The sequence below is a fragment of the Nostoc sp. genome (assembly GCF_036917635.1).
Classification (GTDB): Bacteria; Cyanobacteriota; Cyanobacteriia; order Cyanobacteriales; family Nostocaceae; genus Nostoc.
Genome location: NZ_JBALCW010000093.1, coordinates 50,897 through 75,811, shown reverse-complemented (window position 1 = coordinate 75,811; position 24,915 = coordinate 50,897). Strand labels below are relative to the sequence as shown.

The 24,915-nt window shown below is 40.2% G+C and carries 28 protein-coding genes and 1 pseudogene; 9 read left to right on the top strand and 20 right to left on the bottom strand.

Translation table 11 applies throughout. The features are described 5' to 3' along the window. Window positions 1-75 precede the first annotated feature (75 nt). The 4 genes from V7K32_RS21510 to V7K32_RS21495 all read right to left on the bottom strand — a co-directional run bounded on the left by V7K32_RS21510 (window position 76) and on the right by V7K32_RS21495 (window position 1,670). Window positions 76-468, bottom strand: a complete 393-nt coding sequence (locus tag V7K32_RS21510) for a PH domain-containing protein (protein ID WP_334995807.1) — start codon at window positions 466-468, stop codon at window positions 76-78. Further along, window positions 455-877 carry a ribonuclease P protein component gene (gene rnpA / locus V7K32_RS21505; RefSeq protein WP_334995806.1) on the bottom strand — a complete coding sequence of 141 codons (423 nt, stop codon included), beginning with the start codon at window positions 875-877 and terminating at the stop codon, window positions 455-457. Before rnpA ends, V7K32_RS21510 begins: the two co-directional genes overlap by 14 nt. Window positions 878-903: 26 nt before the next feature. Next, window positions 904-1,038: a 50S ribosomal protein L34 gene (gene rpmH, locus V7K32_RS21500; RefSeq protein ID WP_094327629.1), complete on the bottom strand. Its 135-nt coding sequence runs from the start codon at window positions 1,036-1,038 to the stop codon at window positions 904-906. A gap of 119 nt (window positions 1,039-1,157) precedes the next feature. Beyond that, window positions 1,158-1,670 carry a DUF2808 domain-containing protein gene (locus V7K32_RS21495; protein ID WP_334995805.1) on the bottom strand — a complete coding sequence of 171 codons (513 nt, stop codon included), beginning with the start codon at window positions 1,668-1,670 and terminating at the stop codon, window positions 1,158-1,160. A 755-nt stretch (window positions 1,671-2,425) separates the two neighbouring features. On the opposite strand from V7K32_RS21495, the gene V7K32_RS21490 reads away from it, so the two are divergent. The 3 genes from V7K32_RS21490 to V7K32_RS21480 all read left to right on the top strand — a co-directional run bounded on the left by V7K32_RS21490 (window position 2,426) and on the right by V7K32_RS21480 (window position 5,387). Next, a complete protein-coding gene (locus V7K32_RS21490) occupies window positions 2,426-3,598 on the top strand; it encodes a Re/Si-specific NAD(P)(+) transhydrogenase subunit alpha (RefSeq protein WP_334995804.1) in 1,173 nt (390 codons plus the stop codon). A gap of 92 nt (window positions 3,599-3,690) precedes the next feature. Beyond that, window positions 3,691-3,984, top strand: a complete 294-nt coding sequence (locus V7K32_RS21485) for an NAD(P) transhydrogenase subunit alpha (RefSeq protein ID WP_191757267.1) — start codon at window positions 3,691-3,693, stop codon at window positions 3,982-3,984. After that, window positions 3,981-5,387, top strand: a complete 1,407-nt coding sequence (locus tag V7K32_RS21480) for an NAD(P)(+) transhydrogenase (Re/Si-specific) subunit beta (RefSeq protein ID WP_334995803.1) — start codon at window positions 3,981-3,983, stop codon at window positions 5,385-5,387. The genes V7K32_RS21485 and V7K32_RS21480 overlap by 4 nt, the downstream gene beginning before the upstream one ends. A 202-nt stretch (window positions 5,388-5,589) precedes the next feature. Here V7K32_RS21480 and V7K32_RS21475 read toward each other — a convergent pair whose 3' ends face one another. From V7K32_RS21475 to petN, 13 genes and pseudogenes are all read right to left on the bottom strand, one after another. After that, the gene (locus tag V7K32_RS21475; protein WP_334995802.1) at window positions 5,590-6,240 is read right to left on the bottom strand and encodes a hypothetical protein; all 651 of its coding nucleotides are present in this window, start codon (window positions 6,238-6,240) and stop codon (window positions 5,590-5,592) included. A 398-nt stretch (window positions 6,241-6,638) separates the two neighbouring features. Next, on the bottom strand, window positions 6,639-7,088 hold the full coding sequence (locus V7K32_RS21470; RefSeq protein ID WP_334995801.1) for a type II toxin-antitoxin system VapC family toxin: 450 nt from the start codon (window positions 7,086-7,088) through the stop codon (window positions 6,639-6,641). A 6-nt stretch (window positions 7,089-7,094) separates the two neighbouring features. After that, a complete protein-coding gene (locus tag V7K32_RS21465) occupies window positions 7,095-7,421 on the bottom strand; it encodes a hypothetical protein (protein ID WP_334995800.1) in 327 nt (108 codons plus the stop codon). A gap of 216 nt (window positions 7,422-7,637) precedes the next feature. Continuing rightward, complete coding sequence (locus tag V7K32_RS21460; protein WP_334995799.1) at window positions 7,638-7,910, bottom strand: type II toxin-antitoxin system RelE family toxin; 273 nt, start codon at window positions 7,908-7,910, stop codon at window positions 7,638-7,640. After that, entirely contained in the window at window positions 7,907-8,236 is a 330-nt protein-coding gene (locus V7K32_RS21455) for a hypothetical protein (RefSeq protein WP_334995798.1), read from the bottom strand. Before V7K32_RS21455 ends, V7K32_RS21460 begins: the two co-directional genes overlap by 4 nt. 69 nt (window positions 8,237-8,305) lie before the next feature. After that, a pseudogene (locus tag V7K32_RS21450) lies at window positions 8,306-8,668 on the bottom strand (DUF5615 family PIN-like protein). A gap of 9 nt (window positions 8,669-8,677) precedes the next feature. Beyond that, window positions 8,678-8,908: a DUF433 domain-containing protein gene (locus V7K32_RS21445; RefSeq protein WP_334995797.1), complete on the bottom strand. Its 231-nt coding sequence runs from the start codon at window positions 8,906-8,908 to the stop codon at window positions 8,678-8,680. Window positions 8,909-8,976: 68 nt separating this feature from the next. Next, entirely contained in the window at window positions 8,977-9,273 is a 297-nt protein-coding gene (locus V7K32_RS21440; protein ID WP_334995796.1) for a hypothetical protein, read from the bottom strand. A gap of 6 nt (window positions 9,274-9,279) precedes the next feature. Next, window positions 9,280-9,459 (bottom strand): hypothetical protein, encoded by a 180-nt coding sequence (locus V7K32_RS21435; RefSeq protein WP_334995795.1) that lies wholly within the window; start codon window positions 9,457-9,459, stop codon window positions 9,280-9,282. 141 nt (window positions 9,460-9,600) lie between these two features. After that, complete coding sequence (locus V7K32_RS21430; RefSeq protein ID WP_334995794.1) at window positions 9,601-10,056, bottom strand: DUF29 domain-containing protein; 456 nt, start codon at window positions 10,054-10,056, stop codon at window positions 9,601-9,603. 182 nt (window positions 10,057-10,238) lie between these two features. Further along, window positions 10,239-13,346 carry a GAF domain-containing sensor histidine kinase gene (locus tag V7K32_RS21425; RefSeq protein WP_334995793.1) on the bottom strand — a complete coding sequence of 1,036 codons (3,108 nt, stop codon included), beginning with the start codon at window positions 13,344-13,346 and terminating at the stop codon, window positions 10,239-10,241. A gap of 154 nt (window positions 13,347-13,500) precedes the next feature. Further along, window positions 13,501-13,662, bottom strand: coding sequence for a hypothetical protein (locus V7K32_RS21420; RefSeq protein WP_322641163.1), 162 nt, complete (start codon window positions 13,660-13,662; stop codon window positions 13,501-13,503). A 7-nt stretch (window positions 13,663-13,669) separates the two neighbouring features. Beyond that, window positions 13,670-13,759 carry a cytochrome b6-f complex subunit PetN gene (petN, locus tag V7K32_RS21415; RefSeq protein WP_012408302.1) on the bottom strand — a complete coding sequence of 30 codons (90 nt, stop codon included), beginning with the start codon at window positions 13,757-13,759 and terminating at the stop codon, window positions 13,670-13,672. A gap of 258 nt (window positions 13,760-14,017) precedes the next feature. Here petN and V7K32_RS21410 point away from each other — a divergent pair, with 258 nt between their 5' ends. From V7K32_RS21410 to V7K32_RS21385, 6 genes are all read left to right on the top strand, one after another. Then, window positions 14,018-15,928 carry an ATP-binding protein gene (locus tag V7K32_RS21410; RefSeq protein ID WP_334995792.1) on the top strand — a complete coding sequence of 637 codons (1,911 nt, stop codon included), beginning with the start codon at window positions 14,018-14,020 and terminating at the stop codon, window positions 15,926-15,928. Between the two features lie 137 nt (window positions 15,929-16,065). After that, the gene (locus V7K32_RS21405; protein WP_334995791.1) at window positions 16,066-17,325 is read left to right on the top strand and encodes a hybrid sensor histidine kinase/response regulator; all 1,260 of its coding nucleotides are present in this window, start codon (window positions 16,066-16,068) and stop codon (window positions 17,323-17,325) included. A 121-nt stretch (window positions 17,326-17,446) separates the two neighbouring features. After that, a complete protein-coding gene (locus tag V7K32_RS21400) occupies window positions 17,447-17,881 on the top strand; it encodes a hypothetical protein (protein WP_334995824.1) in 435 nt (144 codons plus the stop codon). Between the two features lie 752 nt (window positions 17,882-18,633). Beyond that, window positions 18,634-19,608, top strand: coding sequence for a GTPase Era (era, locus tag V7K32_RS21395; RefSeq protein WP_334995790.1), 975 nt, complete (start codon window positions 18,634-18,636; stop codon window positions 19,606-19,608). Between the two features lie 267 nt (window positions 19,609-19,875). Continuing rightward, on the top strand, window positions 19,876-20,553 hold the full coding sequence (locus V7K32_RS21390) for a response regulator transcription factor (protein ID WP_334995789.1): 678 nt from the start codon (window positions 19,876-19,878) through the stop codon (window positions 20,551-20,553). A gap of 884 nt (window positions 20,554-21,437) precedes the next feature. Continuing rightward, window positions 21,438-21,878, top strand: coding sequence for a hypothetical protein (locus V7K32_RS21385; RefSeq protein ID WP_334995788.1), 441 nt, complete (start codon window positions 21,438-21,440; stop codon window positions 21,876-21,878). A gap of 300 nt (window positions 21,879-22,178) precedes the next feature. Here the strand turns inward: V7K32_RS21385 and crtB are convergent, their stop codons facing one another. The 3 genes from crtB to V7K32_RS21370 all read right to left on the bottom strand — a co-directional run bounded on the left by crtB (window position 22,179) and on the right by V7K32_RS21370 (window position 24,824). Continuing rightward, the gene (crtB, locus tag V7K32_RS21380) at window positions 22,179-23,072 is read right to left on the bottom strand and encodes a cyanoexosortase B (RefSeq protein WP_334995787.1); all 894 of its coding nucleotides are present in this window, start codon (window positions 23,070-23,072) and stop codon (window positions 22,179-22,181) included. Between the two features lie 129 nt (window positions 23,073-23,201). Then, complete coding sequence (locus V7K32_RS21375) at window positions 23,202-24,374, bottom strand: DegT/DnrJ/EryC1/StrS family aminotransferase (RefSeq protein WP_334995823.1); 1,173 nt, start codon at window positions 24,372-24,374, stop codon at window positions 23,202-23,204. A 312-nt stretch (window positions 24,375-24,686) separates the two neighbouring features. After that, the gene (locus tag V7K32_RS21370; protein ID WP_334995786.1) at window positions 24,687-24,824 is read right to left on the bottom strand and encodes a hypothetical protein; all 138 of its coding nucleotides are present in this window, start codon (window positions 24,822-24,824) and stop codon (window positions 24,687-24,689) included. Between the last annotated feature and the right edge of the window lie 91 nt (window positions 24,825-24,915).

Here is a 24,915-nt window from a genome sequence, read left to right as displayed (position 1 = left end):
GAAAGTGGCAAGTTCTTAACTTTGGATTTTATCTGAGTAAATTTTGCATTCCCTACTCCCTACTCCCTACTCCCATCACTTATTAGCAGCAGCGCTATATTCGGGATTTTTCGCAGCAATTTTTTCGTTGATGTAGTCATATACTTCCCGAAACTTGGGAATTGCCCGCAATTCGAGACGACTGCCGTTTTTTAGGGTTAGTACCATATCTCCCCACAAGCCAATGCCACGGGGGACTGTAACGACTTTGACAATTTCTGAGTAAATTATGTCAGTGCGATCACGTCCCTGCCAACCTCCGATCACAGTAATTCGGCGATCGGTGATGCGGAAACGCAGCCACAATGCTCTGACAATTGCCCCAACTGTTAATGGTATCCCGACAATGGTTAGCCCAATCAACACGTTGACAATTAAATCCCCAAGATGGGGGCCACCTTCATAATAAACATCTTCACGAATTCCCATCGAACACCTCAGCTTGTGCCAACAACTGCTCTAATTCTTGCAGAAATTGTGGGCTTACGCACTTAGATTCTGCTGCTGTGGGTTTGACAATGAACACTAGCCGCCATCCTGGTGATAATTTGGGCAGCAAGCTATATAAAGCAGAAGCAATTTGCCGTTTGATTCGGTTACGAACCACTGCCCTTTTGCTGACTTTTGTGCTTATGGAAATGCCAATCCGCGTACTGGGAAGAGTGCTTAAGTCAGTTGCTTGTGTTGTTTGGGTAGCAGTGGACAAAGAAGGTTTTGTTAAACATAACGGCTTTAAGGCTCTCAATGTTAAATAAGAGCCATGACGCCGAATCCCCTCCCGGAAAACTGCTTGGAAATCCTTGCGGGATTTTAGCCGATTTGCTTTAGGCAAAGCCACAGATGCTCTTTTAGCTTAGATACGCCCTAAACGCTTAGACGGTGACGCCCCTTTCTTCTCCTGGCGCTAATCACGTTCCTGCCGTCTGGTGTCCGCATCCTAGCCCGAAAACCAGAGGTTCTTTTTCTCTTACGGCTAGTGCCGCCTAGTGTTCTTTTCATACTCTTCTCCTCTTAGGTGATTTTTATAAAAACTCACAATCTCTAATTCTATTACTTTATTAGGGAATAGGGAATAGTCATTAGTTATTCTTTCTCCCCCTGCTCCCCACTCCCCAAACTTAATTGATGCTCAAAATCCATGTTCCCATGTAGCGCAGGAGTGGCACATCGCCAGGGGAGAGGACTTGACAGTTAAAATAGTAAACTCCGCCGAAAGATGGATTTTTCACGTTAGATAAGACTACCTCAACTGCGCTACCTGCTGGCACTGGGTCTTGGGGAAAAATATTAATCAGCTTACCTTCTTTGTCCCACTTCACCTCAGAAAGCGGAACTGCTTTGCCTTTGACTCGGACTTCAATTTTTTTCTGATCAAAAGTTCCTTTGTAATAATCAGGGTAGGTAATTGCAAATTGACCAACTGCCAATTTCATTCTTTTAGCTGGAATTCTTAATATGTATCGATCCCAACCATTTGCTTGCCCACCATAATCTAACCGGAAGGGCAGCTGATTTTCGGCTTTGACACCGCTAAAGAGCGTAAATCCAGGTAAACTTTGTGCCAAAGTTAGGGCTGGTAATCCAGTAACTACAAAGCTAGTCAGGGCTAAAGCAGAAAGTAAACGTCGCATAATCAGGCTTCCTCTACCAAAATATAAATCTGTTATCTCAAATAACTGTCTGTTATTATTCGTTACTAAACTTTACTACTGACTTCCTGACAATTGACGTTCAATAACAAAAAAAAGTGCCATCCTCACTAAGGTTTGGGCGACAGGAAAACTACTTAGTTATAAATTTAACGTATACTTAATTTACTTCATTCCCCTTACACAGTGCTAATTTGATGATTAGGTTGGTCATATTTTAAACTAAATATAAACACAGTCGGGATTAGATTGTGTTTCCAAATATGTATAAGTGTATCTAAATTTGAGAATTTTGTTATAAAAATTGAGGCGTGCCATCAGCGATCGCCAGTTAAACTAAACTAAATTGATTAAAATAAGTTGGAATCAAAATCGTAATCATTAAAATTTAATTGGAAAATTATAAAGCTTTCAAAATTGGGTCAATATTACTCTATAAGAAAGGAATACCAAAATTTCTCAATCCCGAAAACAAGCTGAAGATAAAGATGCAAAATTTGGGAATCAATTTAGGATGTGCAATACGTAACCCTGTTTGCAACTATGTGATATGACATCTGCAAACGTCATCAGGCTTTGCCTGGACAGCTAAGAGTGGGAGAGGAAAGTTTCAAGGTTCAATCTACAAGTAAAATTCATGGCTGATGTTCCTGCCTAAGTACTATGAATGCAGGATATCCCCTATCTAGACAATCATTTACTTAGCAGAAATTAGGTATTTATCTTCAGGAGATTTCATGAGAATAGCAGTTGCTAAAGAAATTGAAGTTTGTGAACGTCGTGTGGCATTAATTCCTGACACCGTTGCTCGATTGGTAAAACAAGGTTTGGAAGTGTGGGTAGAATCGGGTGCAGGAGAGCGATCTTTTTTCAGCGATCCGGACTATGAAGCCGCAGGAGCCACAATAATCAGCGATACTGCCAAATTATGGGGCGAAACAGATATTCTCTTAAAAGTCAGCCCACCACAAGAACGAGAAGATGGATGCTCAGAAGTTGAGTTGTTAAAGGAAGGGGCTGTTTTAGTCAGTTTCCTCAATCCTTTGGGAAACCCCGTTGTAGCACAGCAATTGGCAAATCGGAAAGTCACAGCCTTGAGTATGGAAATGATTCCCCGTACTACCAGGGCGCAAAGTATGGATGCTTTGTCCTCACAAGCTTCATTAGCAGGTTACAAAGCAGTATTAATTGCCGCAGCTGCATTACCGAAATATTTCCCGATGTTAACCACAGCCGCCGGCACGATCGCTCCAGCGAAAGTATTTATTATGGGCGCTGGTGTAGCCGGATTGCAAGCGATCGCCACCGCTAGACGTTTGGGAGCAGTGGTAGAAGCCTTTGATATCCGTCCCGCCGTTAAAGAAGAAGTGCAAAGCTTAGGGGCAAAATTCGTTGAAGTCAAATTAGAGGAAGAAACCGTCGCCGCAGGTGGTTACGCCAAGGAAATTTCTGAGGCTAGCAAACAACGCACTCAAGAAGTTGTCGCCGAACACGTCAAAAATTCTGATGTGGTGATTACCACCGCCCAAGTACCTGGAAGACAAGCCCCACGGCTGGTTACAGAAGAAATGGTGGCACAAATGAAACCCGGTTCAGTAATTGTAGATTTGGCTGCGGAACAGGGTGGTAACTGCGCTTGTACTGAACCCGGTAAAGATATTGTCTGGAACGGCGTAACAATTATCGGCCCCATCAATCTCCCATCATCGATGCCAATTCACGCCAGCCAATTGTATGCCAAGAACGTAACATCGTTGATGCAATTGCTAATTAAAGACAAAGCTTTGCAGGTGGACTTTAGCGATGACATCGTTGATGCAGCTTGCGTTACCCACGCTGGTGAAATTCGCAATCAACGAGTCCGGGATGCCCTGCAAGCTTTGAATACTCAACAACCGGCGGTTAATTAGGGACTAGGAATTTTAGATTTTGGATTTTAGATTGAAGTCGAATCCAAAATTGAATTACCCGATTCCCACTTACAAAAGGAGTTTTGATTTTCATGACAGAGGCATTACTTGCTGCTTTGTTTGTATTTGTTTTGGCATCTTTTATCGGCTTTGAAGTCATCAACAAAATCCCACCGACTTTACACACGCCCTTAATGTCAGGCTCAAACGCGATTTCTGGCATTGCGGTACTGGGAGCAATAGTTGCTGCTGGTGCGAGAGACACGAATGTATCAGTAATTCTCGGTTTGATTGCTGTGGTATTGGCAACAATCAACGTTGTGGGTGGTTTTTTAGTGACAGACAGAATGTTGCAAATGTTCAAGAAGAAGGAGATTAAGGCGTGAGCGACTTTTTACCAACTGGCATTCAGCTGACGTACTTAGTCGCTGCATCGTTATTTATTCTGGGCTTGAAAAAGCTGGGATCACCTGCTACCGCGCGGAATGGTAATCTCGTTGCTGCTGTAGGGATGCTGCTAGCGATCGCCGCGACAATGCTCGATCAACATGTGTTGAACTACGAGATGATATTGTTAGGCTTGGCCATTGGATCGGGAATTGGTGCGATCGTAGCCTACAAAGTCCAAATGACCGAAATGCCCCAAATGGTGGGTTTACTCAACGGTTTGGGCGGTGCGGCTTCGGCTTTAGTAGCTGTTGCCGAATTCTGGCGCTTATTAGATAGTTCCCAGGCGATACCCCTAGATGTCAACATTTCCATCCTATTGGATGTGTTAATCGGTGGTATTACCTTCACAGGTAGTTTTTTAGCCTTTGCCAAATTGCAAGGTTTAATTAGCGGTTCCCCGATTACATTTCCTTTCCAGCAACCATTTAACCTCTTGCTTCTGGGTGCTTATATAGTAGGTAGTGCTTACTTAATCATCACACCAAATAGCTTACCCATATTTTTGGGAGTGGTTGGCGTTTCTTTAGTATTGGGCGTGATGTTCGTCATCCCCATTGGTGGCGGTGATATGCCTGTGGTAATCTCGCTGTTGAACTCGTTGTCAGGTGTGGCGGCGGCGGCGGCGGGGTTCGTGGTGATGAACAATATGTTAATCATCGCTGGGGCTTTGGTGGGAGCATCTGGTTTAATCCTTACCGAAATTATGTGTAAGGCGATGAACCGCTCGTTATTTAGTGTGCTGTTCAGCGCTTTTGGTACAGGTTCTAGTTCTGGTGGTGCTGCTGCTAGTGGTGGTGCGACAGATCAAACCGTCCGCAGTATCGATCCTGAAGAAGGGGCGATGATGTTGGGTTATGCCCGTTCTGTGGTAATTGTCCCTGGTTATGGTATGGCAGTTGCCCAAGCGCAACATAGTGTCCGGGAATTGTCAGATCAGTTAGAAAAAATGGGTGTTGATGTTAAGTATGCGATTCACCCTGTTGCTGGGAGAATGCCGGGACACATGAATGTGTTGCTGGCTGAGGCAAATGTGCCTTATACCCAGTTGTACGATATGGATGATATTAATCCCCAGTTTGAGCAAGCGGATGTGGCTTTAGTAATTGGGGCAAATGATGTGGTAAATCCGGCGGCGCGGAGTGATAAAAATAGCCCGATTTATGGTATGCCGATTTTGGAAGTAGATCGGGCAAAGCAGACGATTGTAATTAAGCGCGGGATGAGTACGGGTTTTGCCGGTGTAGATAATGAGTTGTTCTACAAGGATAAAACGACGATGCTTTTTGGTAGCGCTAAGGATATGGTGGCGAAGTTGGTTTCGGAAGTGAAGCAACTTTAACGAACCGCATTCGCGTAGCGTCTCGCAGAGAAGGGCGCGAAGTAAAGAAAGAATTTAGAGAGTTTATTTGCCTTGGGAGTGTGATATTCCCAGGGCAATTTTTTTAGTTAATCAAAAAATACTTATGTCATTAGGGGTATTTATAGAAAATTTTTTTGTTTTAGTTTATGTTTAAATTAATTAAAGGTGAACTTGCCTTTTTTTATAAATTATTATTTTCAACTAATTTTCCGATAAGAATTATGTAATCTTTGTGTCCATATAATTCCATAGAATCCACATAATCTATTAATTTCTTTAGATGACATGAAACTATTAATTCTTTCCAGGCAAGGCCTACATCTAGGGGCATCGAAAATGTCATATAGTCATCATTTTGAGCAACAGTTATCATTGTACGTGCCAATCTATCATGAATTTGTGACCATTGGAGCCAATAGTATTTTACAGGATAGTTTATAACTTCATTAAAGGGAGGTTTTAAATCGTAAATTAGTTTTTCTTCTAGCGCTCTCAGATCATCGTGTGATAAGTTATTAAAAGAACTAGTGTAAATTACTACAGAAGTATTTCCACCTAACTTTTGAATTAACTGTTGAATAAATTTGAAAGCCCTTATTTTATGATGGTTTTGCCAACGCTTTTCAACAGTTTGCTGCGTTGCTACTCCTATATAGAGAATTTGACTAAATTCCTGCAATTCTTTTTTATTGTTTAGTGCTACAACATAAATACCAGGTGAATTAGGTAATGATTGAAGATCATTCAGATCATAAGTTTTTCCAGAGTTAAAAAAATTAAAAAAAGTTGTTATGTCTGTTGTCAGTTTCTTTACTGTTAATATATCTAGCATTTTGTTATGTAAATATAATATTGTTTCTATCTGCTACAGTGTTCTCAACGTCTGGGCAGAGTAAAAGATTGCTGTATACATTAGGGATACAACAATACTTGTCTCCTAAATATCAGATACTATACTACAATTAGTATAATTTCTAGTATAGTAGATATTTAACCGCTATCATGCGATCGCTCCTCTTCTTGCTCTGTGTCCTCTGCGCCTAGAAAGGTTCGTGGAAAAATGCGATCGCCTGTAAAATCTCCACCGTGCGTAGGCGAAGCCCACCGTAGGTATCGCTCCTCTTCTTCCTGTGTGGTTTGTTAAAAAAAGCGATCGCCTGAAAAATCTCTAAAGTGCGATCGCTCTTCCTGTGTGGTTCGTTAAAAAAGAGCGATCGCAGATTTCACATTCTAAATTTCTTGCCATTTTCTAGCATCAATAAAAATAGATAGATGTTTCTTATTGCTTGTGGCAATAGTCACCTCATGCCCATAATTAGCAACTAGAATAGATTGAGATGCCAAAATTACATCACCATCTAAAGCCTTATTATCTGCTGTAGATTTACCTTGATTTCTAACCTCAGCCCATAACTCTGCTGCTTTCAACATCACTTCAGTTGTAATAGGAAGATAGATAATTTCCGACTTGAGTTGATTAAGTTTTTTAAGTCCAGATAATTTATTTGCTCTCAACAATTCCCGTCTAATTTCATAATCTATAATTTCTGGTAAAATTACTTCATATCCTCTCTCAAATAGCGTATAAAACCATTCTTGACATTGCACAGCGAGAGGCGTTGCTTTGGGATTAGTAATTAATCCGACAGGTGCAGAATCTAAGATAATAACCTTACTCATCCTATTTTAAATAGAAATGCCTTTCATAGAGTCAATAATTTCTAAGGTTTGTTGTTGCTCTTGTTGATCATCTAACTCATTCCATGACTCGAATAATTTTTTAATGTTTGTTTTTCTTTCTTGCTGTCTAATGGCATCACTATGATTAATTTCGTTGATAGCATTTTCCCAGTCATTTAATGTTGTCTGTTTCATCGTCACGCTTTGACGAAATAGACGTACAAATTGCAACAATTCTGGTAGATATTCTTCTGGAGTTTGTTCAATTTCTAATAATAAATCAGCGCGGGGTGTAGTTGATGATTGTGCTGTTATCGGTTCATTATTGTTCATATATTACCTTCCAGGTAGATAGTTTAATAACACGAGTAGATATTAATTGATTTTAGGATTGGTAGTTATATTATATTTTAGCGTGAATGGCTAGTTTGGTTTCCTAATCAACTCCCGCCACTTAGATGGTATCCAATTTATCAAAAATCCGTTCACGATCTAAGTATATGCGATCAATTAAGCGATCGCTGACTTCTACAAGATAACTAATGTTACTTACTTTGGAAAATATCGATAAATATCTTTGCGATGTAGCACACGCTGAAATATTAGTGTTTCACCGTCAAATATAATTCCGAGCCGATAATCACCTATACGAATACGATAAATATCATCATATCCTTGCAGCTTTTTAATATTAGTAATTTCTTCAAAGTTAGCTATTTGTGGTATTTCTTCAAAAGCAAGTACTTTAATCGTTCCGTAGTAAGGTGTACTTTTGAGTGCTTTTAAATCTTTAATAAAACTGGATAAATACTGGGTATTCACTCTCTTTCTAATTCGGCTAATGCTTCATTAATATTTAATGGTGTTTCTTGTTGTACTTCCTTGATTGCTAATATCAATCCTTCATCTTCAATCACTTCTAATAAGCGTAGATAGTCTTGAAAATCTATAATTACTTTACGAATGTTACCTTGAGTATCTGTGATTAATTCTTCCGCAAATGGGTATTGATTGATTTTCATTTGGGTATTAGTGTTTGTAATCATAGAGAATTTGATTACCTTTACATAGTACAAGTATAGAAGATTTTGAGTAGCGATCGCTTCCGTGCGACTTTGTGCGAAACAAAAAAGCGTTGGCGTTCGCATAGCGTCTCCAAGAGTTGCCCGCCGTAGGCATCGCTTCGGTAAGATACACTAACAATTAATCAACTTAACTTATATCGGTAATTGCCTTACCCGAAAAGTTTCATTACTGACAGAAATAATTGCCCCTACTTCTAAATCTGACTGACATTCCCTTAAAACTTCCGTCAAACGCTCATTAATTGCGTTGTAATTTTCATTTCCTAATCTAAATAAAATTACACTGGGTAAATTATCCCCACTAGTCGCTAAAAGTTGGGCAAAATCCAAGTCTACAGTTAATAAAATCCTTCCTTATGTACGAGCTTTCACTAAAATCTGATCGTCTGGTAGTCTTTGCAACCCTTCATCACGCAAATGTACCACATCATAACCAGCAGTACGCAACCAAGACACAGTGCGTAGAGAAATTCCCATATCAGCTAAAAATTTCATTTTACTGAATTAAGCCGTTTGGAAGGGATAAACCCGTTCTTGAGTTAACCAAGCTGCGTAAAGTAAAGATTGACGAATATCCTCTAGTTCTAAATCAGGATATTCTTCTAAAATATCTTCTACAGATTTACCATTAGCTACCAAATTAACCACCAATGAAACTGGAATTCGCATCCCACGAATACACGCTTGTCCCGCCATGATCCGAGGATTAAATGTAATTCTTTCGAGACCTAACATAAATTATTTTTTTGTAATATTTTCTAGTTTCTCATAAATTGTCTGAGCATAGAGGGGATAGCCAAAGTTCACCTCTGCACATAATTCTCTGAGTTGTGGAAGTCTTCATCTGGATAGTCGCAAAAATCGTCTCCCTCTAAGTCAGAGAATATATCTAATTCACTACCAGGTGCATAGTCTGCGATCGCTGTGATTGCAGCTAGTGTTAATTGGCGTTTTTGCTGATCCTTGGTGAGTGAGTGTTTTTCTTGAAGAACCAATTGCAGGGCTGATTCAGCTATCTTTAGGCGTTCACGAAGTGACTCCGTAGGAGTATAGCTTATGCTCAAATTTGGAAGTGCTTGGAGAATTTCTTTGGTTTCCATATTAATTTATAGAGCAACTATATTACTAATACTAGTGAAATTATAATAAGCGATCGCCTGAAAAATCTCTATAGTGCGATCGCTGTTCTTCTGTGGTTCGTTAAAAAAGGCGATCGCCTGAAAAATCTCTATAGTGCGATCGCTGTTCCTCTGTGGTTTGTTAAAAAAGGCGATCGCAGATTTCACATTCTAAATTTCTTGCCATTCTCTAGCATCAATAAAAATAGATAAATGTTTTTTATTACTTGTGGCAATAATAACCTCACTCATCCTATTTTAAATAGAAAGACCTTTCATAGAACGTCCCGACGTTTACATCTGTGGAGATTAATTTGGGAAGAAGTCAGAATCTAAGGTTTCATCAATAGAAAAAGGATAGTCTTTAGGAAAAATAGACAGAGGAAGACCTGTTTCAATAGATGCTTCTTTTCTAGCGTGTTGGTAACAACTGTCAAAAACTTCCGTGTAATAGTATTTTAAGCTAGGACTATCGACAAATGCTTCTTGTAACCTTTGACGATGTTCATAGATTGTATATAACCAGCTATTGGATCGGTTCTGGGGTTGAAATCTATATTTGAGAAGGTGCATTAAAAGGACTCTAAGATTACTCCTTAAAGCATTTTTATCACTTCTTCCCATACTTTCAATTTCTTCAATTAAATTTTCTAACTCTAATTCTAAAAATTTTTTATTTCTTAATAAATAAACAGTATGTTCTAACCACAAGTGATAATCCTGTGTATAGAGACTATTGGTTTTAGGAACAGATTGATTGCTCATAATCTTCTCCTTTATGGATATATGATTTTAACATTACTTTTGTTATTTCAGAGTGTGCGTTAGCGTAGCTTACAGCAGGTATTGCATTTTTTATTCTTTCTTTGCGCCTCTGCATCAGACAAAAAAGCGTAAAGCTACGCGTAGTGTTACCTAGAAAAGGCTACCGCAGGTATCGTTAACCCCTAAATTGTCCGTTTTATCGGGATTTCTATCCAGAACTCACAGCCGTTACCAGGTTCAGAAACACACTTGATATTACCGCCGTGTTTTTTCACAATAATTTGGTAGCTAATAGATAACCCCAAGCCAGTACCTTGTCCAGGTTGTTTGGTGGTAAAGAAAGGTTCAAAAATGCGCGATCGCATCATCTCTGGAATCCCACAACCATTGTCAGCAATGCAAATCAGAATAGTATTCCCGGATATCACTTCTGTACGAATCCAAATTTTAGGATTGTCAATTTTTTTTCTACTAGTTTCTGAGTTTTCTAGTGCATCGATCGCATTGTTGAGAATATTCATAAATACCTGATTCATCTGGGCGCCATAGCAGACTAATGCAGGTAATTCACCATATTGTTTAACTACCTCAATAGTAAAAGAATTAGTCTCTGGTTTTAATCGATGTTGTAAAATCAACAAAGTACTGTCGATGCCTTCATGAAGATCAATCGGCTTCATTCCTGTTTCGTCAAGTCGAGAAAAACTTCGCAATGATAAGACCAGTTGAGAGATCCGATCTGCCCCTATTTTCATTGAAGTTAGAATTTTGGGCAAGTCATCATTAATGAAATCTAAATCCAGTGCTGCTGCTTGCTTTTGAATTTCTCCTGTTCTCTTAGGATACTGTTTTTGATAGAGGCGCAGTAATTTTAATAAATTTTCGGCATATTCAGTAACATAAGTGATGTTGCCATAAATAAAACTAATCGGGTTGTTAATTTCATGTGCTATACCAGCAACTAACTGCCCTAAACCTGCCATTTTTTCACTTTGAATCAGCTGGCTTTGAGTGTGCTGTAATTCTTTAAGAGTCTGGGTAATTTCTTCTTTTTGACGTTGAGTTTGTTCGAGTAATTCTGCTTGTTGAAGTCCTACCCCTAATTGAGTACCAATCTGCATCAGCAAATCTACCTCATCCTCTTGCCAATCACGGGGCTTGATATTTTGATAAGCTGCTAGTAATCCCCAGAGTTTCTCACCCTGAAAAATCGGCACAATTATATATGCCCTAGCCTCCATTAACTCAAGCAGGGCAATATGACAAATAGAATAATTGGCGCTATAAATATCTTTAATGACACAACTTCTAGCATTAGCAAACCTTCCGCCTTGCGTTTCTTGTAAGTAATCATCTGCAACTACAGGTACAATTTCTTTTATTGGTGTCCAACCTTGGGCTAAAGACTCAGCAACAAATTCGCCACTCCAATCAGCCCCGAATCGATAGATTGTGACTCGATCAACTTCTAATAGCCGCCGGACTTCTTCTGTACTGGTGGCAAAGATGGTATGAATCTCAAGAGACTGGCGAATTTTCTCCACCGTTGCAGCTAATGCTTTCTCTCTTTCGGCTGCTTTCCGTTCTCGTGCAGCAGCTTGAGCTAGTTTTTGGGTTTGCACCTGCATCTGCTTCAAAGACTCAGCTTGCTGCAATGCTACTCCCAATTGAGCGCCAACTTGTGCCAATAAGTTGATTTCCTCATCTTGCCAATAACGAGGCCGGGAATTTTGATAAGCTACTAGCAATCCCCACAACTTCTCGCCCTGAGAAATTGGCACAAAAACTTCATTCCGTGCATACTTACCCGCTTGCTTTCCTTGTACAAAAACGCCTTCTGTCACAGGCTGCGGCTTAACAATTGGTGTCCAGCCATCAACAATAGAATCAGCGACAAATTCGCCACTCCAATCAGGATAGAAGCGATAAATTGCTACTCGTTCCACTTCTAATAATCGACAGACTTCTTGAGTTGTGGTTTTAAAGATGGCTTCAATATCAAGAGACTGACGAATTTTTTCTACGGTGTTCGCCAACGCCCTTTGCCTTTGGGCAGCTTTGCTGATCTCTGCTGCTTGGGTTTGCATTTGTTGGATAAATTCCGCTTGCTGCAAAGCTACACCTAGTTGGGTTCCAACTTGGGTAAGCAAGTAAACCTCATCTTTTTGCCAATCACGGGTTCTGGCATTTTGGTACACTGCTAGCAAGCCCCAGAGCTTCTGACCCTGGTAAATGGCAATCGTTACATAAGCTCTTGCCTGATAAATCTCTAAGATGTTAATGTAGCAGTCGCTAAAACCTGAATTGTAAATATCATTACAAACACGATACACTTCATTTTGACTAAAAGTACCACCTTCGGTATCTTGTAAGTAGGTGTCAGCGACTGGAGGTTTAGCTAAATCTTTGACGCTACATCCACTGACGTTTTCACTCACTTCCGACCGCTGCAATTGCTCATCTATCAGGGAAATCCAACCCTCTGCCAGTGATTCAAACACGAATTCACCACTCCAATCTGGATTGAAGCGATAAATAGCCACGCGGTCAGCATTTAACAGGTGCCTAAGTTCTCCGGTGGTTGTGTGGAAAATGTTTTTCAAGTCTAGAGACTGACGAATTTTCTCAATGGTTATGGCGATGGTTCTTTGCCATTGGGCTGCTTTTTCTCTGGCTTTCGCTTGTGCTAGTTCTGCTGATTGTAGTTTTACTTGTTCCAGGTAATCTGCTTGCTGTAAAGCAACTCCCAGATGTTCGGCGATTAATTGCACAAACTCAATTTCTGATGCTTCCCATTGCCGAGGGCTACTACACTGATGAATACACAGTAATCCCCATAAATCTTTACCCTTCATCAAGGCGGCAGCTATATTGGCACGCACTTGGAATCTTTCTAGCATTTGGACCTGGCAATCACTGACACCAGCTTGATATATATCAGCCATTGCTTTAATCGGACCTTGCTGATATAGTTGTGCAAACTCCGCAGCAAAGCAGTGATCGTGCAGTTTCGCTGCTAATGCCGAATCCCATTCTGCTCCCACATCTTCATAGATAAATTCCCCTTCCCATCCCAATTGGGGATAAAAACGAAACACACTAACCCGATCGGTTTTCAGAAGCTGGCGGACTTCAGTGACTGTAATTTTGAAGATGTTTTCTATATCTAGAGACTCGCGGATGCGGGCAATAACTCCAGACAAGGCTTTTTGTTGCTCATTCTGGCGTGAATGAGATTCTTGCTGTTCTGAATTTGGTTCTATGGGTTGAGTAGTAGAGGAGTTTTCCATTCCCAGTGGGACTTGAAATATTGAAAGTCTTCTATCTCATGATTCCCGTTGCGATCGCAAAGGTAACAGTTCTTTCTTAGGAATGCCAAATAAAATAGTGTAGGGACAGGATAATAGCGTGTCCCTACAAAAACATTTCTCAACCACAAACAAATTATCGCCGCTTGGGAGTGGCGCTGCGGCTGGTGCGTTTGTCTTCATCTCGGCGACGGCGATCGCGCCAATCTGCCACGGTCAAATAACCAATACCACCTGTGACTACTACGAGTAGCACTATGGCTACTATTGTTAAAATACTCAAAAATGGACTTTCCACAATACCTCTATAGTCCGTTACGTCCCCAAACTACCATTGCGATTGACCAAGTGAACACAACTAACAGTGATACCCAACCTAGTGTCAAAATCTCCATAGTCCCGCTTTTCAAATAATTACAAAACGTTTCTAATATTTATCATACAGGGATTGGGCAGGCTCAGATTTTTTTTATAAATGACATTGCAAGTTTTGCAAGCGAGCGCAAACGATACACCATTTTTTCTTGGTACGCTAGTACTTCAACCATTAATAAAGACAAATGTAAAAAAATAGCGATCGCGCTTTCTGACTTGATGGTTTGGGAATACTAGGGCTATGCGTATATATTTCAAATCTACCATCCCCTAGTATCATGCCGACATTTTTCAACTATCCTTTCCACTCTAACGGTTTTGTTGCCCACGGACATTGTTATCTGTGGAAAACTGGATTAGTTTGGCTCCACATTATTTCTGATGCCACGATCGCTTTGGCCTATTATTCTATTCCCTTCCTAATAATTTACTTTATTTCCAAGCGCAAAGACGTTCCTTTCAATAGAGTCTTTTTGTTATTTGGAGCTTTTATCATTACTTGCGGTACTGGACACTTGATGGATATTTGGACGCTTTGGCATCCAGACTATTGGATTGCAGGTGCTTTAAAAGCTTTAACTGCCATTATTTCGATATATACGGCATTTGCGTTATTTTATCTGATGCCTCAAGCTCTAACACTACCTAGCCCAGCCCAGTTAGAAGTTATCAATCGAGCGCTTTCAACTGAAATTGTAGAGCGCAAGCACATCGAAAAAGAACTACGCCTTGAACAGGAAGTCACTCAAAACTCCAGCCAAGCCAAGAGTGAGTTTCTTGCCAATATGAGTCATGAGCTACGCACACCTCTCAACGGTATTCTTGGCTATACACAAATTATCCAACGCACAGAATCTTTAAGTGAGAAAGGACGCAAAGGAGTCGGCATAATTTATCAATGTGGTTCTCATCTTTTAACCCTAATTAATGATGTCCTGGATCTCTCCAAGATAGAAGCCAGAAAACTAGAATTGTATCCTGTAGATTTTTACTTACCTGCCTTTATCGATAGCGTGACTGAAATTTGCCGCATCCGGGCAGAACAAAAGGTCATCGCATTTCAGATCGAACTCGATCCTGATTTGCCAACGGGTATTCATGCTGATGAAAAACGCTTGCGGCAAGTACTGATTAACTTGCTTAGTAATGCGATTAAATTTACTAATCAAGGTAGTGTCACCTTCAAAGTTCAGGTGATTGGTCAAGAATCAAACGCCAACGGAAAAACTAACTACAAAATTCGCTTTCAGGTAATAGATACCGGCACGGGTATAATCCCTGAACAAGCCGAAAAAATCTTTCTGCCCTTTGAGCAAGTGGGAAATCAGAAACGACAATCTGAAGGTACAGGCTTGGGATTAGCAATTAGCCAAAACATTGTTTTGTTGATGGGTAGCCAAATTCAGGTGCAAAGTACATTAGGCAAAGGTAGCACTTTTTGGTTTGAGGCAACATTGCCAGAATCTAAAGACTGGGCAAAGGTTTCTAGAGTGGTTGAGCAGGGAACCATTATTGGTTATCAAGGACAAAGGCGCACCATTTTGATTGCGGATGACAAATGGGAAAACCGATCGGTAATTGTAAATTTATTAGAGCCTGTTGGGTTTACTGTTGTAGAAGCTAGTCACGGTGAGGAAGCATGGGAACAGGCTTTACTCTACAAACCACAGATGATTATCACTGACCTAGTGATGCCTAGATTGAATGGATTTGAGTTGATCGAACGTTTGCGTAAGTCTGGGTTATTTAAAGAGATTGCTGTCATTGCTTCGTCAGCCAGCGTATTTGCAATCGACCAGCACAAGAGTATTGATGTAGGTGCAGATGCATTTTTACCAAAGCCTGTAGAAGCTGAAATGCTGCTGGAAATACTACGACAATTTTTGCAACTGGAATGGATTTTTGATGGGAAGGTAGACGCAATTAAAAAATACTATACAGGTAGTTTGGATCAACCAAATGAAATGATTTATCCTACTCAAGAGGTTTTACAAGAGTTACTCGAACTGACACAAGACGGTGATATTCAAAAAATATTGGAACTTGCTGAAGAACTTTCTGCATCTGATGAGCAGTTAAGCATTTTTATTCAGCAACTTGTACAGCTTGCTAGTAATTTCCAACTCAAACGTTTAGAAACTTTTATTGTAAGTATTCAAGAGTCAGAATTCAGGAGTCAGAATAAATGATATAAACTGCAAGCTTAAGCTTCAGGAAGTTAGTAAGTGACTAACTATGCTAATTCTATTCTGAGTTATGACTCCTGAATTATTTTATTCAACAATACATCAATTAATTTGAGTTAAATTCCAATTTAAAATTCATCATGGGCAAAACTGCAAATAACGAATTTATTTTGATTGTGGATGATAATCCGACAAATTTATCTGTCCTGTGTGAAGCACTCAATAGTGAGGGTTTTCGTTTCCGTGTTGCAGTTGATGGAGAAACTGCGATCGCTCAAGCCGAACGCAATCAACCAGAGTTGATTTTGCTGGATGTACAAATGCCCGGTATTGACGGTTTTGAAACTTGTCGCCGCCTCAAAGCCAATCCTGTTACCCAAAACATTCCGATTATTTTCACCACTGCCTTAGCGGATACGGAAAGCAAAACGAAGGGATTTTCTCTTGGTGCAGTAGATTATATCCCTAAACCGTTTGCACAAGAGGAAGTGATTGCTAGAGTGCGCGTACATTTACAACTCAAACAATTGACTGAATCTTTAGAACAACAAGTTAGCGATCGCACCAAGGCTTTGCAACAAGCCCAAGTCCAACTAGTGCAGCAAGAAAAACTATCAACACTCGGAGAGTTAATCGCTGGTATTGGCCATGAAATCAACAACCCCATCAACTTTATTTCCAGCAATATTCCACCCTTGCAAGAATACATTGCAGGAATAACCAAGTTGCTCCTACTATATGAACAAGAATATCCAAACCCAACAACCAAAATTACCAATGCTATTAAGGACTTGGAACTGAACTTCGTTCTCGAAGATATGGTAAAAATTTTGAGATCACTTGAAGTAGGAAGTGAACGAATTCAAAACCTTTCTAATTCACTTCGCAGCTTCTGCCGATCGGATACTGATATAAAAATATCTGCTGATTTGCACCAAGGACTAGATAGTACATTAATGATCTTGCAACACCGCCTCAAAGCTAATGGCGATCTTCCCGCCATTGAGGTTATTAAAAGTTATGGAGTATTACCAGAGATAAACTGCTATATTGGGCAGATGAATCAAGTATTTATGAACATTCTGGCAAATGCGATTGATGCCCTTGATGAAGCTATAATGCAGAGCAAAATGAGCAATCTAATTCCTCAGATTAAAATTACAACAGAAATAGATTCTGAATTGGTCATAATTCGGATTGGTGACAATGGCATTGGTATTCCTGAAAGGCTCAAACAACACTTGTTTGAGCCGTTGTTTACCACAAAAACCGTTGGGAAAGGTACTGGACTTGGCTTGTCAATCGCATATCAAATAGTTGTAGAAAAACACAAAGGTGTATTAGATGTGGATTCCCAACCAGGTGTGGGAACCGAGTTTATCATCAAAATTCCCACATAAGAGCAGCATTTAATTAATTACAAAGCTGCTCTAACATTTATCATATTGGAAGCTGGGGAAGAATTTCCCAATACTTAATCTTTATCTATATAGAGTGAACGCAATTTTAGATGCTCAACTAATGGCAGAACGCCTAGAATCCTTGAAAGCTGCAATAATTGGGGGTTTATCTGTGTGTTTTGCTTTTGCTCTTTCTATTCTTTTAAATACTTTCGTTTTTGCAAAGTATTTTCAGACACTCGCATTTCTGCAAAGTGATGTTGACTTGCACTTGTGGGTAAGTGGTGCAGTTGCAACTTTTACTGGCTTACTATTTGGTGTCACCTACCGTTATATCATCCGCTCAGATAAAAATCCTCAACTCAAAGCTGGTGGTGTACTGGCCTTTGGCTTGGTGCGGGGATTAACTCAGATAGAACTTGCTTGGAATTCTCACACCATAATTTGGCCTTTTTTGCTGTTGGCTGGAGAAAGTGTGTTGTGGTTTGCGTTGGCTGCGTTGGCTCTTAATATTGCTATTCAACTCCGTTGGGTTAAACCTTTTTCATCAGTCTAAACTCTAAATTCAGTCTCCAAAATAAATACCCATACCACGGGCAGTTTTAACTAAAGTACCATTGGAATCGACGGGATTATATTGAGCGATCGCTTACACTTCGAGCCGCCATTGGAAAAGCAAAAGGGTCGCCTTTATTGGTTGTCCACAATATTGTACCACCCGCAGTTAACAGCTAGTCAACTTGATTGACTTCCAGTTTAGTGAATTGTGGGGGATGCGCCATTAATCCTAGAGTGGCTTGACGAATTCCCAAAACCTCCTAGCCGTAAGTGTATCTACAGCACAATTCACTATAGCCCTAATCACAGCATCAGGACTTACGCACAAGGAACGGAAAATCGAACCTTATTAGGACGCATCCACGGAGGAATAAGAGTTTGAGAGGTTTTTTGCGTAAGTTCTAAGCATTTAAGCCAGAATAATCACCTCCACTGCTAAGAATTCCTATGCGTTTGGGTTCTCCCATATTTTTTATTGACATTTTGATCCAAATATATTGAGTAATCGATGAAATTTAAGCGAAAGTTAGCAGCAGATTAAAGCTAAAACCAAATCCGCTCCTTGTAAATGCCAAAGTAATTTTATGTTTGTTTTGTATTAAAAACAAAACAAAGTTATCTTAGCTGTAAAATATAGGTGTAGAGCCAGTAGTAGATTAAACCTCGGCAAAAGCAATCCCTAAAAATACCAGGGGAATTTTATGCTTGTTTTATGTCTAAGAAAAAACCAAGTTATCCCAGCTGTAAAATATGAGGGTGGAGCCAAAGGTGACTAGTATTGATAATTACAACTTCTCTTTTCCAGGAGAAGTAACAATTCCACAGGCTCCTCCTGAATTCAAATCAGGTTTTATCGGCATTGTTGGTCGTCCTAATGTCGGTAAATCTACTTTAATGAATCAATTGGTAGGACAAAAAATTGCCATTACCTCACCAGTAGCGCAAACAACACGTAACCGTTTGCGCGGTATTTTAACTACACCAGAAGCCCAGTTAATTTTTGTAGATACCCCAGGAATTCATAAGCCTCATCATCAATTGGGGGAAGTATTGGTACAAAATGCCAAAATTGCCATTGAATCGGTAGATGTAGTGCTATTTGTGGTAGATGGAGCGGTAGCTTGTGGAGCAGGCGATCGCTATATTGCCGAGTTGCTGTGTCGCAGCAAAACACCAGTGATTTTGGGCGTGAACAAAATCGACCAACAACCGTCCGATTCTCAGTTTCTAGATGATAGTTACGCTCACATGGCCCAGTCCCATGAATGGGAAATCGTAAAATTTTCTGCCAAGATGAGTGCAGGATTACCGCAACTTCAAGAATTATTAATAGAACATTTAGAAATTGGACCTTTATACTACCCGCCAGATTTGGTAACTGACCAGCCAGAACGCTTTATTATGGGTGAATTAATCCGAGAACAAATTTTATTATTGACTCGTGAAGAAGTACCCCATTCAGTAGCGATCGCCATTGATCTAGTAGAAGAAACTCCCAGCATTACCCGTATACTTGCGACCATCAACGTCGAGCGCGATTCCCAAAAAGGCATACTCATTGGCAAAGGTGGAGCAATGCTCAAAGCTATTGGTAGTGAAGCCCGCGAACAAATTCAAAAGTTAATCTCTGGTAAAGTTTACCTAGAATTGTTTGTGAAAGTTCAGCCAAAATGGCGACAGTCGCGCATCAGTTTAGCAGAGTTAGGCTATCGCGTCGAACAATAAAATTAAGTTAGGAGTTAGGAGTTAAAGAGTTATCAATAACTCCTGACTTCCTGCTTTGTTTATAATTGGTAGGTTTTCAGATTAGACCAATTTATTGAGTTTGAGAACCAACATAATTGTCTGAAGTCCTAAATCTCAGTTTAATAATTGAGAAATTCCTCAATTATTTCTTGGAAACCTAAATACTTAACTTTGATAGCTATTCGCAACTCCTAACTCCTAACTCCTAACTCTTAACTCCTAACTCCTAACTCCTAATTAATAAAAATGTCTTTAGATACTCGATATCCCTTAAATCTGCCAGCCAATGCTTTGCCATTGCGTGTGTTAATTATTGAAGATGATCCAATGATGCAACTGGGATTAGAGCAATCGTTAATGGCTCATCCTCAGTTAGAAATTGTTGGACAAGCAGAAGATGGTTATTTGGGAGTTCAAGCAGCACTGCAACTAAAACCTGATTTGGTGGTTATGGATATTGGGTTACCACGATTGGATGGGATTGCAGCAACACAGCAAATTAAGGCGGCGTTACCAGCAACTCATGTGGTGATGCTGACATCTCATCAAACGGAGACAGAAATTATTGCGGCACTATCTAGTGGTGCAGATGCGTATTGTATTAAAGGTGCAAGTGTGGAACGATTGTTAAGTGCGATCGCAGCCGCAGTTGATGGTGCAGCCTATCTCGATCCCCAAATTGCGCGGCGAGTAATTGATAATCTCAAACCGCCCTCACCCGCCAAAAACAACGCCAACTTATCTGGGCGCGAGTTAGAAGTTTTGAAACTTATGGTAGACGGGTTGAGTAACCCGGAGATTGCCGAAAAACTCTATCTCAGTCCCAACACCATCAAAACTCACGTCCGAGGGATTATGAATAAATTAGCAGTGGACGATCGCGTACAAGCAGCAGTTGTGGCACTGCGTTCTGGGTTGGTTTAAAAAACAAATGCAGCAAAATAAGTAGCTAGACAAGATAAAACCAAACTATGTAACGAAAAGTAAAATCTCTGTATTTGCCTCGTAGTTGCGCCCTCTTGCGCTTTAGGGCAACTACGAGCCAGTGATGATTATTTGCGCCCACTTACTTACACAAATAAACCTCAAAAAAAGCAACTTTGATTTAAACAATATGAATAAGTATTTCAATCCCTTCCATTTAAAAATAAAGGCGTATTTATGTACGCCTCTATAGCCGATTCATTTGTTGGCAAGATATTTTAAAAATAGTCTATCTCAAGGCATTTTAGTTAAAACAGTTTGAGACTTCATTAGGGTCTAGATTAACAGGAAATAATAAAATTTCCTTGCCTTCTAATTTCGCCTTCTGGTGAAGCAAAATTGCTTTTACCAAAAAACAATATTTAATTGGAACCCATCTGTCGCTATAAAAGTAGACAGTTACTCGGCTCATTGCATACTCTTTCAACGGCAGTGGAAGAGACCACGACGAGTCCATAGTTTGAACCTTACCTGTTGAGTCCATGCTCTGAACCTCAGCTACTAAGTATATTTACTCTCACTCATTACTTTCACTCATCCAAATGAGTTTTAGTAACTATCATAAGAAATAAGCTGATATAGCTTTAAGTTAGATATTTAGGTAAAAGTTCAGGAGTCAAGGAGTTTTTAGTTGAGATTGAGTCTTAAGTAGGTAGTAAGGAATTTTTGGGCAAAGTTTGACAGGTTGTCTTTTGACGCAACTATTCTTTTAAAATTATCCTTCTTAAATATCTGGTGGAAAATAACATAAAAAATCTTTGAATTTTGGTTTAATTGCCTTTCCCCAGTTACCCTGTTCTACTTCGCTTACTCTTAGAAACTCTATGTTCCACTTTACTCTAGAGAAGAATTTGGGATGGCTATTATTAATTTCGGTTTTGATTGCCACACCAGTTAATGCCCATACCGAAAAGGTATCAAACGATGTGGGCGGGATGCTGCATATTGAACCCTATGACAATCCTCAAGCTGGCAAAACCGCTCATGTTTGGATTGTCCTCACCCGTAAAGGCGGGCGACTAATCCCTCTAACACAATGTAACTGTCAGTTGGGTGTCTACCCTGAACCTCACAATGAAACTGATACCCCATTGCTGAAGCCCAGTTTACATAATGTATCAACCAAGCAATATAAAAGCATTCCCGGAGCCGACATCGTATTTCCTAAAGTAGGAGCTTATGAGTTGGAGTTAAGCGGTACTCCCAAATCTGGAGCTAGTTTCAAGCCCTTTGTGTTGTCTTACCCCGTCACTGTCGGCTCATAAAAGCTGAAGTGTGTAAAATCTCATGCTGTAGGAACCCGCATAGTTCAAAATTCATAATGCGATCGCTACCGGTTTGGAAGCGATCGCATCGCATAACCTAGTTTTATAGACTCAGGACTTACGCACAGGTAACGGAACGAACCTTATTAGGCGCAGAGAAGCCAGTGCGCCCTTGCGGTTAAGAGAGTTGAAGCAACTGGCGTGACACGGAGGAATAAGAGTTTGAGAGGTTTTTTGCGTAAGTCCTAAGACTCATTAATGGAGTTCTGATACTCGTTAAAAATTACTCAAGACTCCCAACTAATGACTTTCGCCTTCTTGCTGAGTATCTGATGCTGAAAAATAGCTATTAATCCAATTTAGTAAGGGTACTAATGACACCAGCATACAAGAAGAGTACAGGTCACCACCCCAACCCTCATGCAGCCATTTAAAAGCCGCTTCTTGACCTGTGCCGTGGAAGAAAGTCAGTAAAGTATTACGAATGATATTGGCACAAGTACTAACGATCGCAGCAAGAGATAAAAACGCTATAACTGTGCGGCGTGAAGACAAAGCATCTGTCCAATAAAGCAGCATCAAGCCGACGTAGAGAGTAGTAAACAACATTTTTAGCCCTGCACAATAGGGGGCAACTTCTACAATCCGTCCTCCCACGTAGAGATTGATTTCATCTACGGTTACGTCCATACCAAATTGATTCAGTATAAAGCCTGCTGTACCAGCAATGAAGCTTTGGAGAGGCATGGTATAGGGAGCAATGAGATAGGGTACTGCCGTTGGGGTTGCCAAAAATACTAGTAGTAGGGGGAATCCTTGCGATCGCAAACCTGCTATTCCTTTAAACCACAAGCATAATCCTGCCAGTATAACGGGCAAGGAAAGGTTAACCCACTCTGTAACACCACTAAGATAAAACACTGCTCCGAATAACAACAAAACAGCGCCCAAAGGATGGATCGTATCTGGTAAACGTGTCCACTTTTTCCGGTTCATCCAAACCAAATAAGCCGCAAATGGTAAACCAATAATCCCGTGACTAAAATATTCGTGTTCTGTACTAATATTTTTGTTCAGCCAACCATCCAACCAGTGTAGCAATATAGGAGCATAAAGCAGCACCAAAACGCCTAAAATAGCTAGATTTAATAAGTCTGAGGCGTTTCTGTATTTAACCTGTTGCGGGAGTGCCATGATTTTCAGTAATTCAAAAACTCTCAGTGTTTAAGGGGAGTGGGAAGTGGGGAATGGGGAATGGGGAACCCCATGAATAAATTCAGTTGCTCTGTTTTAAGTAGGAGTATTCCTCATTCCCGTATTACCCTACTCCCTACTCCCCACTCCCTGTTTTGCTTCTGCTTTAGAAGTTGAGACTGCATCAGCGATCGCAGCTACAACTTCTTTAACTTGGCTAATGCTCAAACCAGGATACATTGGTAATGATAATATTTCTTTTGAGAGTTTTTCTGCTTGGGGAAAATCTCCCGCCTGATAGCCTAAGTTGGTGAATGCTGGCTGAAGATGACAAGGAATTGGGTAGTGAATGCCAGTTTGAATTCCTGCGGCTGTGAGTTTTTCCTGGAGTTGCTGGCGTTCTATGGGGCAAGAATCATCAACTCTAATCACATAAAGATGATACACATGGCCGGTATCACTTTGGTTTTCCATAGGAATAATACCAGCAGTTGCTAATGGTGCTAGTTCTACATCATATTGCTGGGCAATAGTCAAGCGATCGCGATTCCATTGTGACAAATATGGTAGTTTATGGTACAAAACTGCTGCTTGTAAAGTATCCAAGCGGCTATTTGTACCTGGTTCAGTATGAAAATACTTTTGCGATGCACCATAATTTCGCAAGCGCATCATCTTCTGGGCTACATCTGAATCTTGTGTCAGCAGCATTCCTCCATCCCCAAATGCTCCCAAATTTTTGCTTGGATAGAAACTAAAGGCTGCTGCTATGCCTACCGAACCAGCGTGATATCCGTCTCTTTGGGCGAGGTGTGCTTGTGCGGCATCTTCAAAAATTAGTAGTTTGTAGGTATCGGCAAAGTTCAATAGTTCATCTGGTGATACCATTTGACCATAGAGATGCACAGGGATAATTGCTTTGGTATGAGGCGTAATTGCCTTTGCTGCTTTTTTTAAGTCAATTAAAGCTGTTTGGCTCACGCAATCTACCAAAATTGGCTTCGCGCCAGCCCGTTGTACCCCAATTAAGGTTGCGATAAAAGTGTTTGTTGGTAAAATCACTTCATCGCCAGCACCAATATTACACGCTTGCAATCCGAGAGCGATCGCATCTGTTCCTGATGCAACCCCAACTCCATAAGCTGCCCCAGACGCTGCCGCAAATGCTGCTTCAAAATCTGAGACTGCTTGCCCTAAAATAAAATCTCCCTGTTCCAATACAGATTGGATTGCTTCTTGCAATTGCGTTTGAATTGGTTCATGTTGTAACTTCAGGTCTACAAAAGGAACTCTAATGGTCATTTTATTCATTACGAATTGTCCTCAAAAAAATATTTCCTCTGATGGAAAAAATAGAAACCCCTGCACAATTTTCAGCATGAAATCGTAATAGGTTTAATCTATTGGATTGAGACTTATATAAACTATCTAGGATTGTCAGCCATCAATGCTAGCTATCATAAGTATTCTTTGCTATAAAAACTACATACTTAAAACGCTTCTAAGTAAATTTACTTTAAATATTTCAGTAAGAATTTTTCCTTCTGTACATAAAGAATCACAGCCCCTTTGTATTGTATCGTTAGCATTAGGTTACCCTGACGGAATCCAAATCTAACGCAGTCTGGCTGTAAAATCCCAAGCAATAAAGGCTACACCAGCGCTAGATAAAGAATATTCAGCAGCAGTAACTAGTAACTTGTGGATAGCGCGTCGCCGACTTAATGTAAGAGATAAAAAATTTTTGCTCAAAATTTGTTTGTCAGAGGCAAAATTAGGGAATGCTTAAAATAGCAATTGATAACCCAGAAATAGGGATTATATCAATTACAGTATCGAGAAA

What these genes read in the sequence shown, in the direction of transcription:
- V7K32_RS21445 (WP_334995797.1), bottom strand. Translation starts at nt 8,908, where the DNA reads ATGTTAGGTCTCGAAAGAATTACATTTAATCCTCGGATCATGGCGGGA.
- V7K32_RS21475 (WP_334995802.1), bottom strand. Translation starts at nt 6,240, where the DNA reads ATGCTAGATATATTAACAGTAAAGAAACTGACAACAGACATAACAACT.
- V7K32_RS21400 (WP_334995824.1), top strand. Translation starts at nt 17,447, where the DNA reads ATGGCAGAACGCCTAGAATCCTTGAAAGCTGCAATAATTGGGGGTTTA.
- V7K32_RS21430 (WP_334995794.1), bottom strand. Translation starts at nt 10,056, where the DNA reads ATGAGCAATCAATCTGTTCCTAAAACCAATAGTCTCTATACACAGGAT.
- V7K32_RS21485 (WP_191757267.1), top strand. Translation starts at nt 3,691, where the DNA reads ATGACAGAGGCATTACTTGCTGCTTTGTTTGTATTTGTTTTGGCATCT.
- V7K32_RS21455 (WP_334995798.1), bottom strand. Translation starts at nt 8,236, where the DNA reads ATGCGAACGCCAACGCTTTTTTGTTTCGCACAAAGTCGCACGGAAGCG.
- V7K32_RS21385 (WP_334995788.1), top strand. Translation starts at nt 21,438, where the DNA reads ATGTTCCACTTTACTCTAGAGAAGAATTTGGGATGGCTATTATTAATT.
- V7K32_RS21405 (WP_334995791.1), top strand. Translation starts at nt 16,066, where the DNA reads ATGGGCAAAACTGCAAATAACGAATTTATTTTGATTGTGGATGATAAT.
- V7K32_RS21490 (WP_334995804.1), top strand. Translation starts at nt 2,426, where the DNA reads ATGAGAATAGCAGTTGCTAAAGAAATTGAAGTTTGTGAACGTCGTGTG.
- V7K32_RS21495 (WP_334995805.1), bottom strand. Translation starts at nt 1,670, where the DNA reads ATGCGACGTTTACTTTCTGCTTTAGCCCTGACTAGCTTTGTAGTTACT.
- rpmH (WP_094327629.1), bottom strand. Translation starts at nt 1,038, where the DNA reads ATGAAAAGAACACTAGGCGGCACTAGCCGTAAGAGAAAAAGAACCTCT.
- V7K32_RS21440 (WP_334995796.1), bottom strand. Translation starts at nt 9,273, where the DNA reads ATGGAAACCAAAGAAATTCTCCAAGCACTTCCAAATTTGAGCATAAGC.
- V7K32_RS21390 (WP_334995789.1), top strand. Translation starts at nt 19,876, where the DNA reads ATGTCTTTAGATACTCGATATCCCTTAAATCTGCCAGCCAATGCTTTG.
- crtB (WP_334995787.1), bottom strand. Translation starts at nt 23,072, where the DNA reads ATGGCACTCCCGCAACAGGTTAAATACAGAAACGCCTCAGACTTATTA.
- V7K32_RS21425 (WP_334995793.1), bottom strand. Translation starts at nt 13,346, where the DNA reads ATGGAAAACTCCTCTACTACTCAACCCATAGAACCAAATTCAGAACAG.
- V7K32_RS21410 (WP_334995792.1), top strand. Translation starts at nt 14,018, where the DNA reads ATGCCGACATTTTTCAACTATCCTTTCCACTCTAACGGTTTTGTTGCC.
- V7K32_RS21375 (WP_334995823.1), bottom strand. Translation starts at nt 24,374, where the DNA reads ATGACCATTAGAGTTCCTTTTGTAGACCTGAAGTTACAACATGAACCA.
- petN (WP_012408302.1), bottom strand. Translation starts at nt 13,759, where the DNA reads ATGGAGATTTTGACACTAGGTTGGGTATCACTGTTAGTTGTGTTCACT.
- V7K32_RS21470 (WP_334995801.1), bottom strand. Translation starts at nt 7,088, where the DNA reads ATGAGTAAGGTTATTATCTTAGATTCTGCACCTGTCGGATTAATTACT.
- V7K32_RS21465 (WP_334995800.1), bottom strand. Translation starts at nt 7,421, where the DNA reads ATGAACAATAATGAACCGATAACAGCACAATCATCAACTACACCCCGC.
- era (WP_334995790.1), top strand. Translation starts at nt 18,634, where the DNA reads ATGAGGGTGGAGCCAAAGGTGACTAGTATTGATAATTACAACTTCTCT.
- V7K32_RS21510 (WP_334995807.1), bottom strand. Translation starts at nt 468, where the DNA reads ATGGGAATTCGTGAAGATGTTTATTATGAAGGTGGCCCCCATCTTGGG.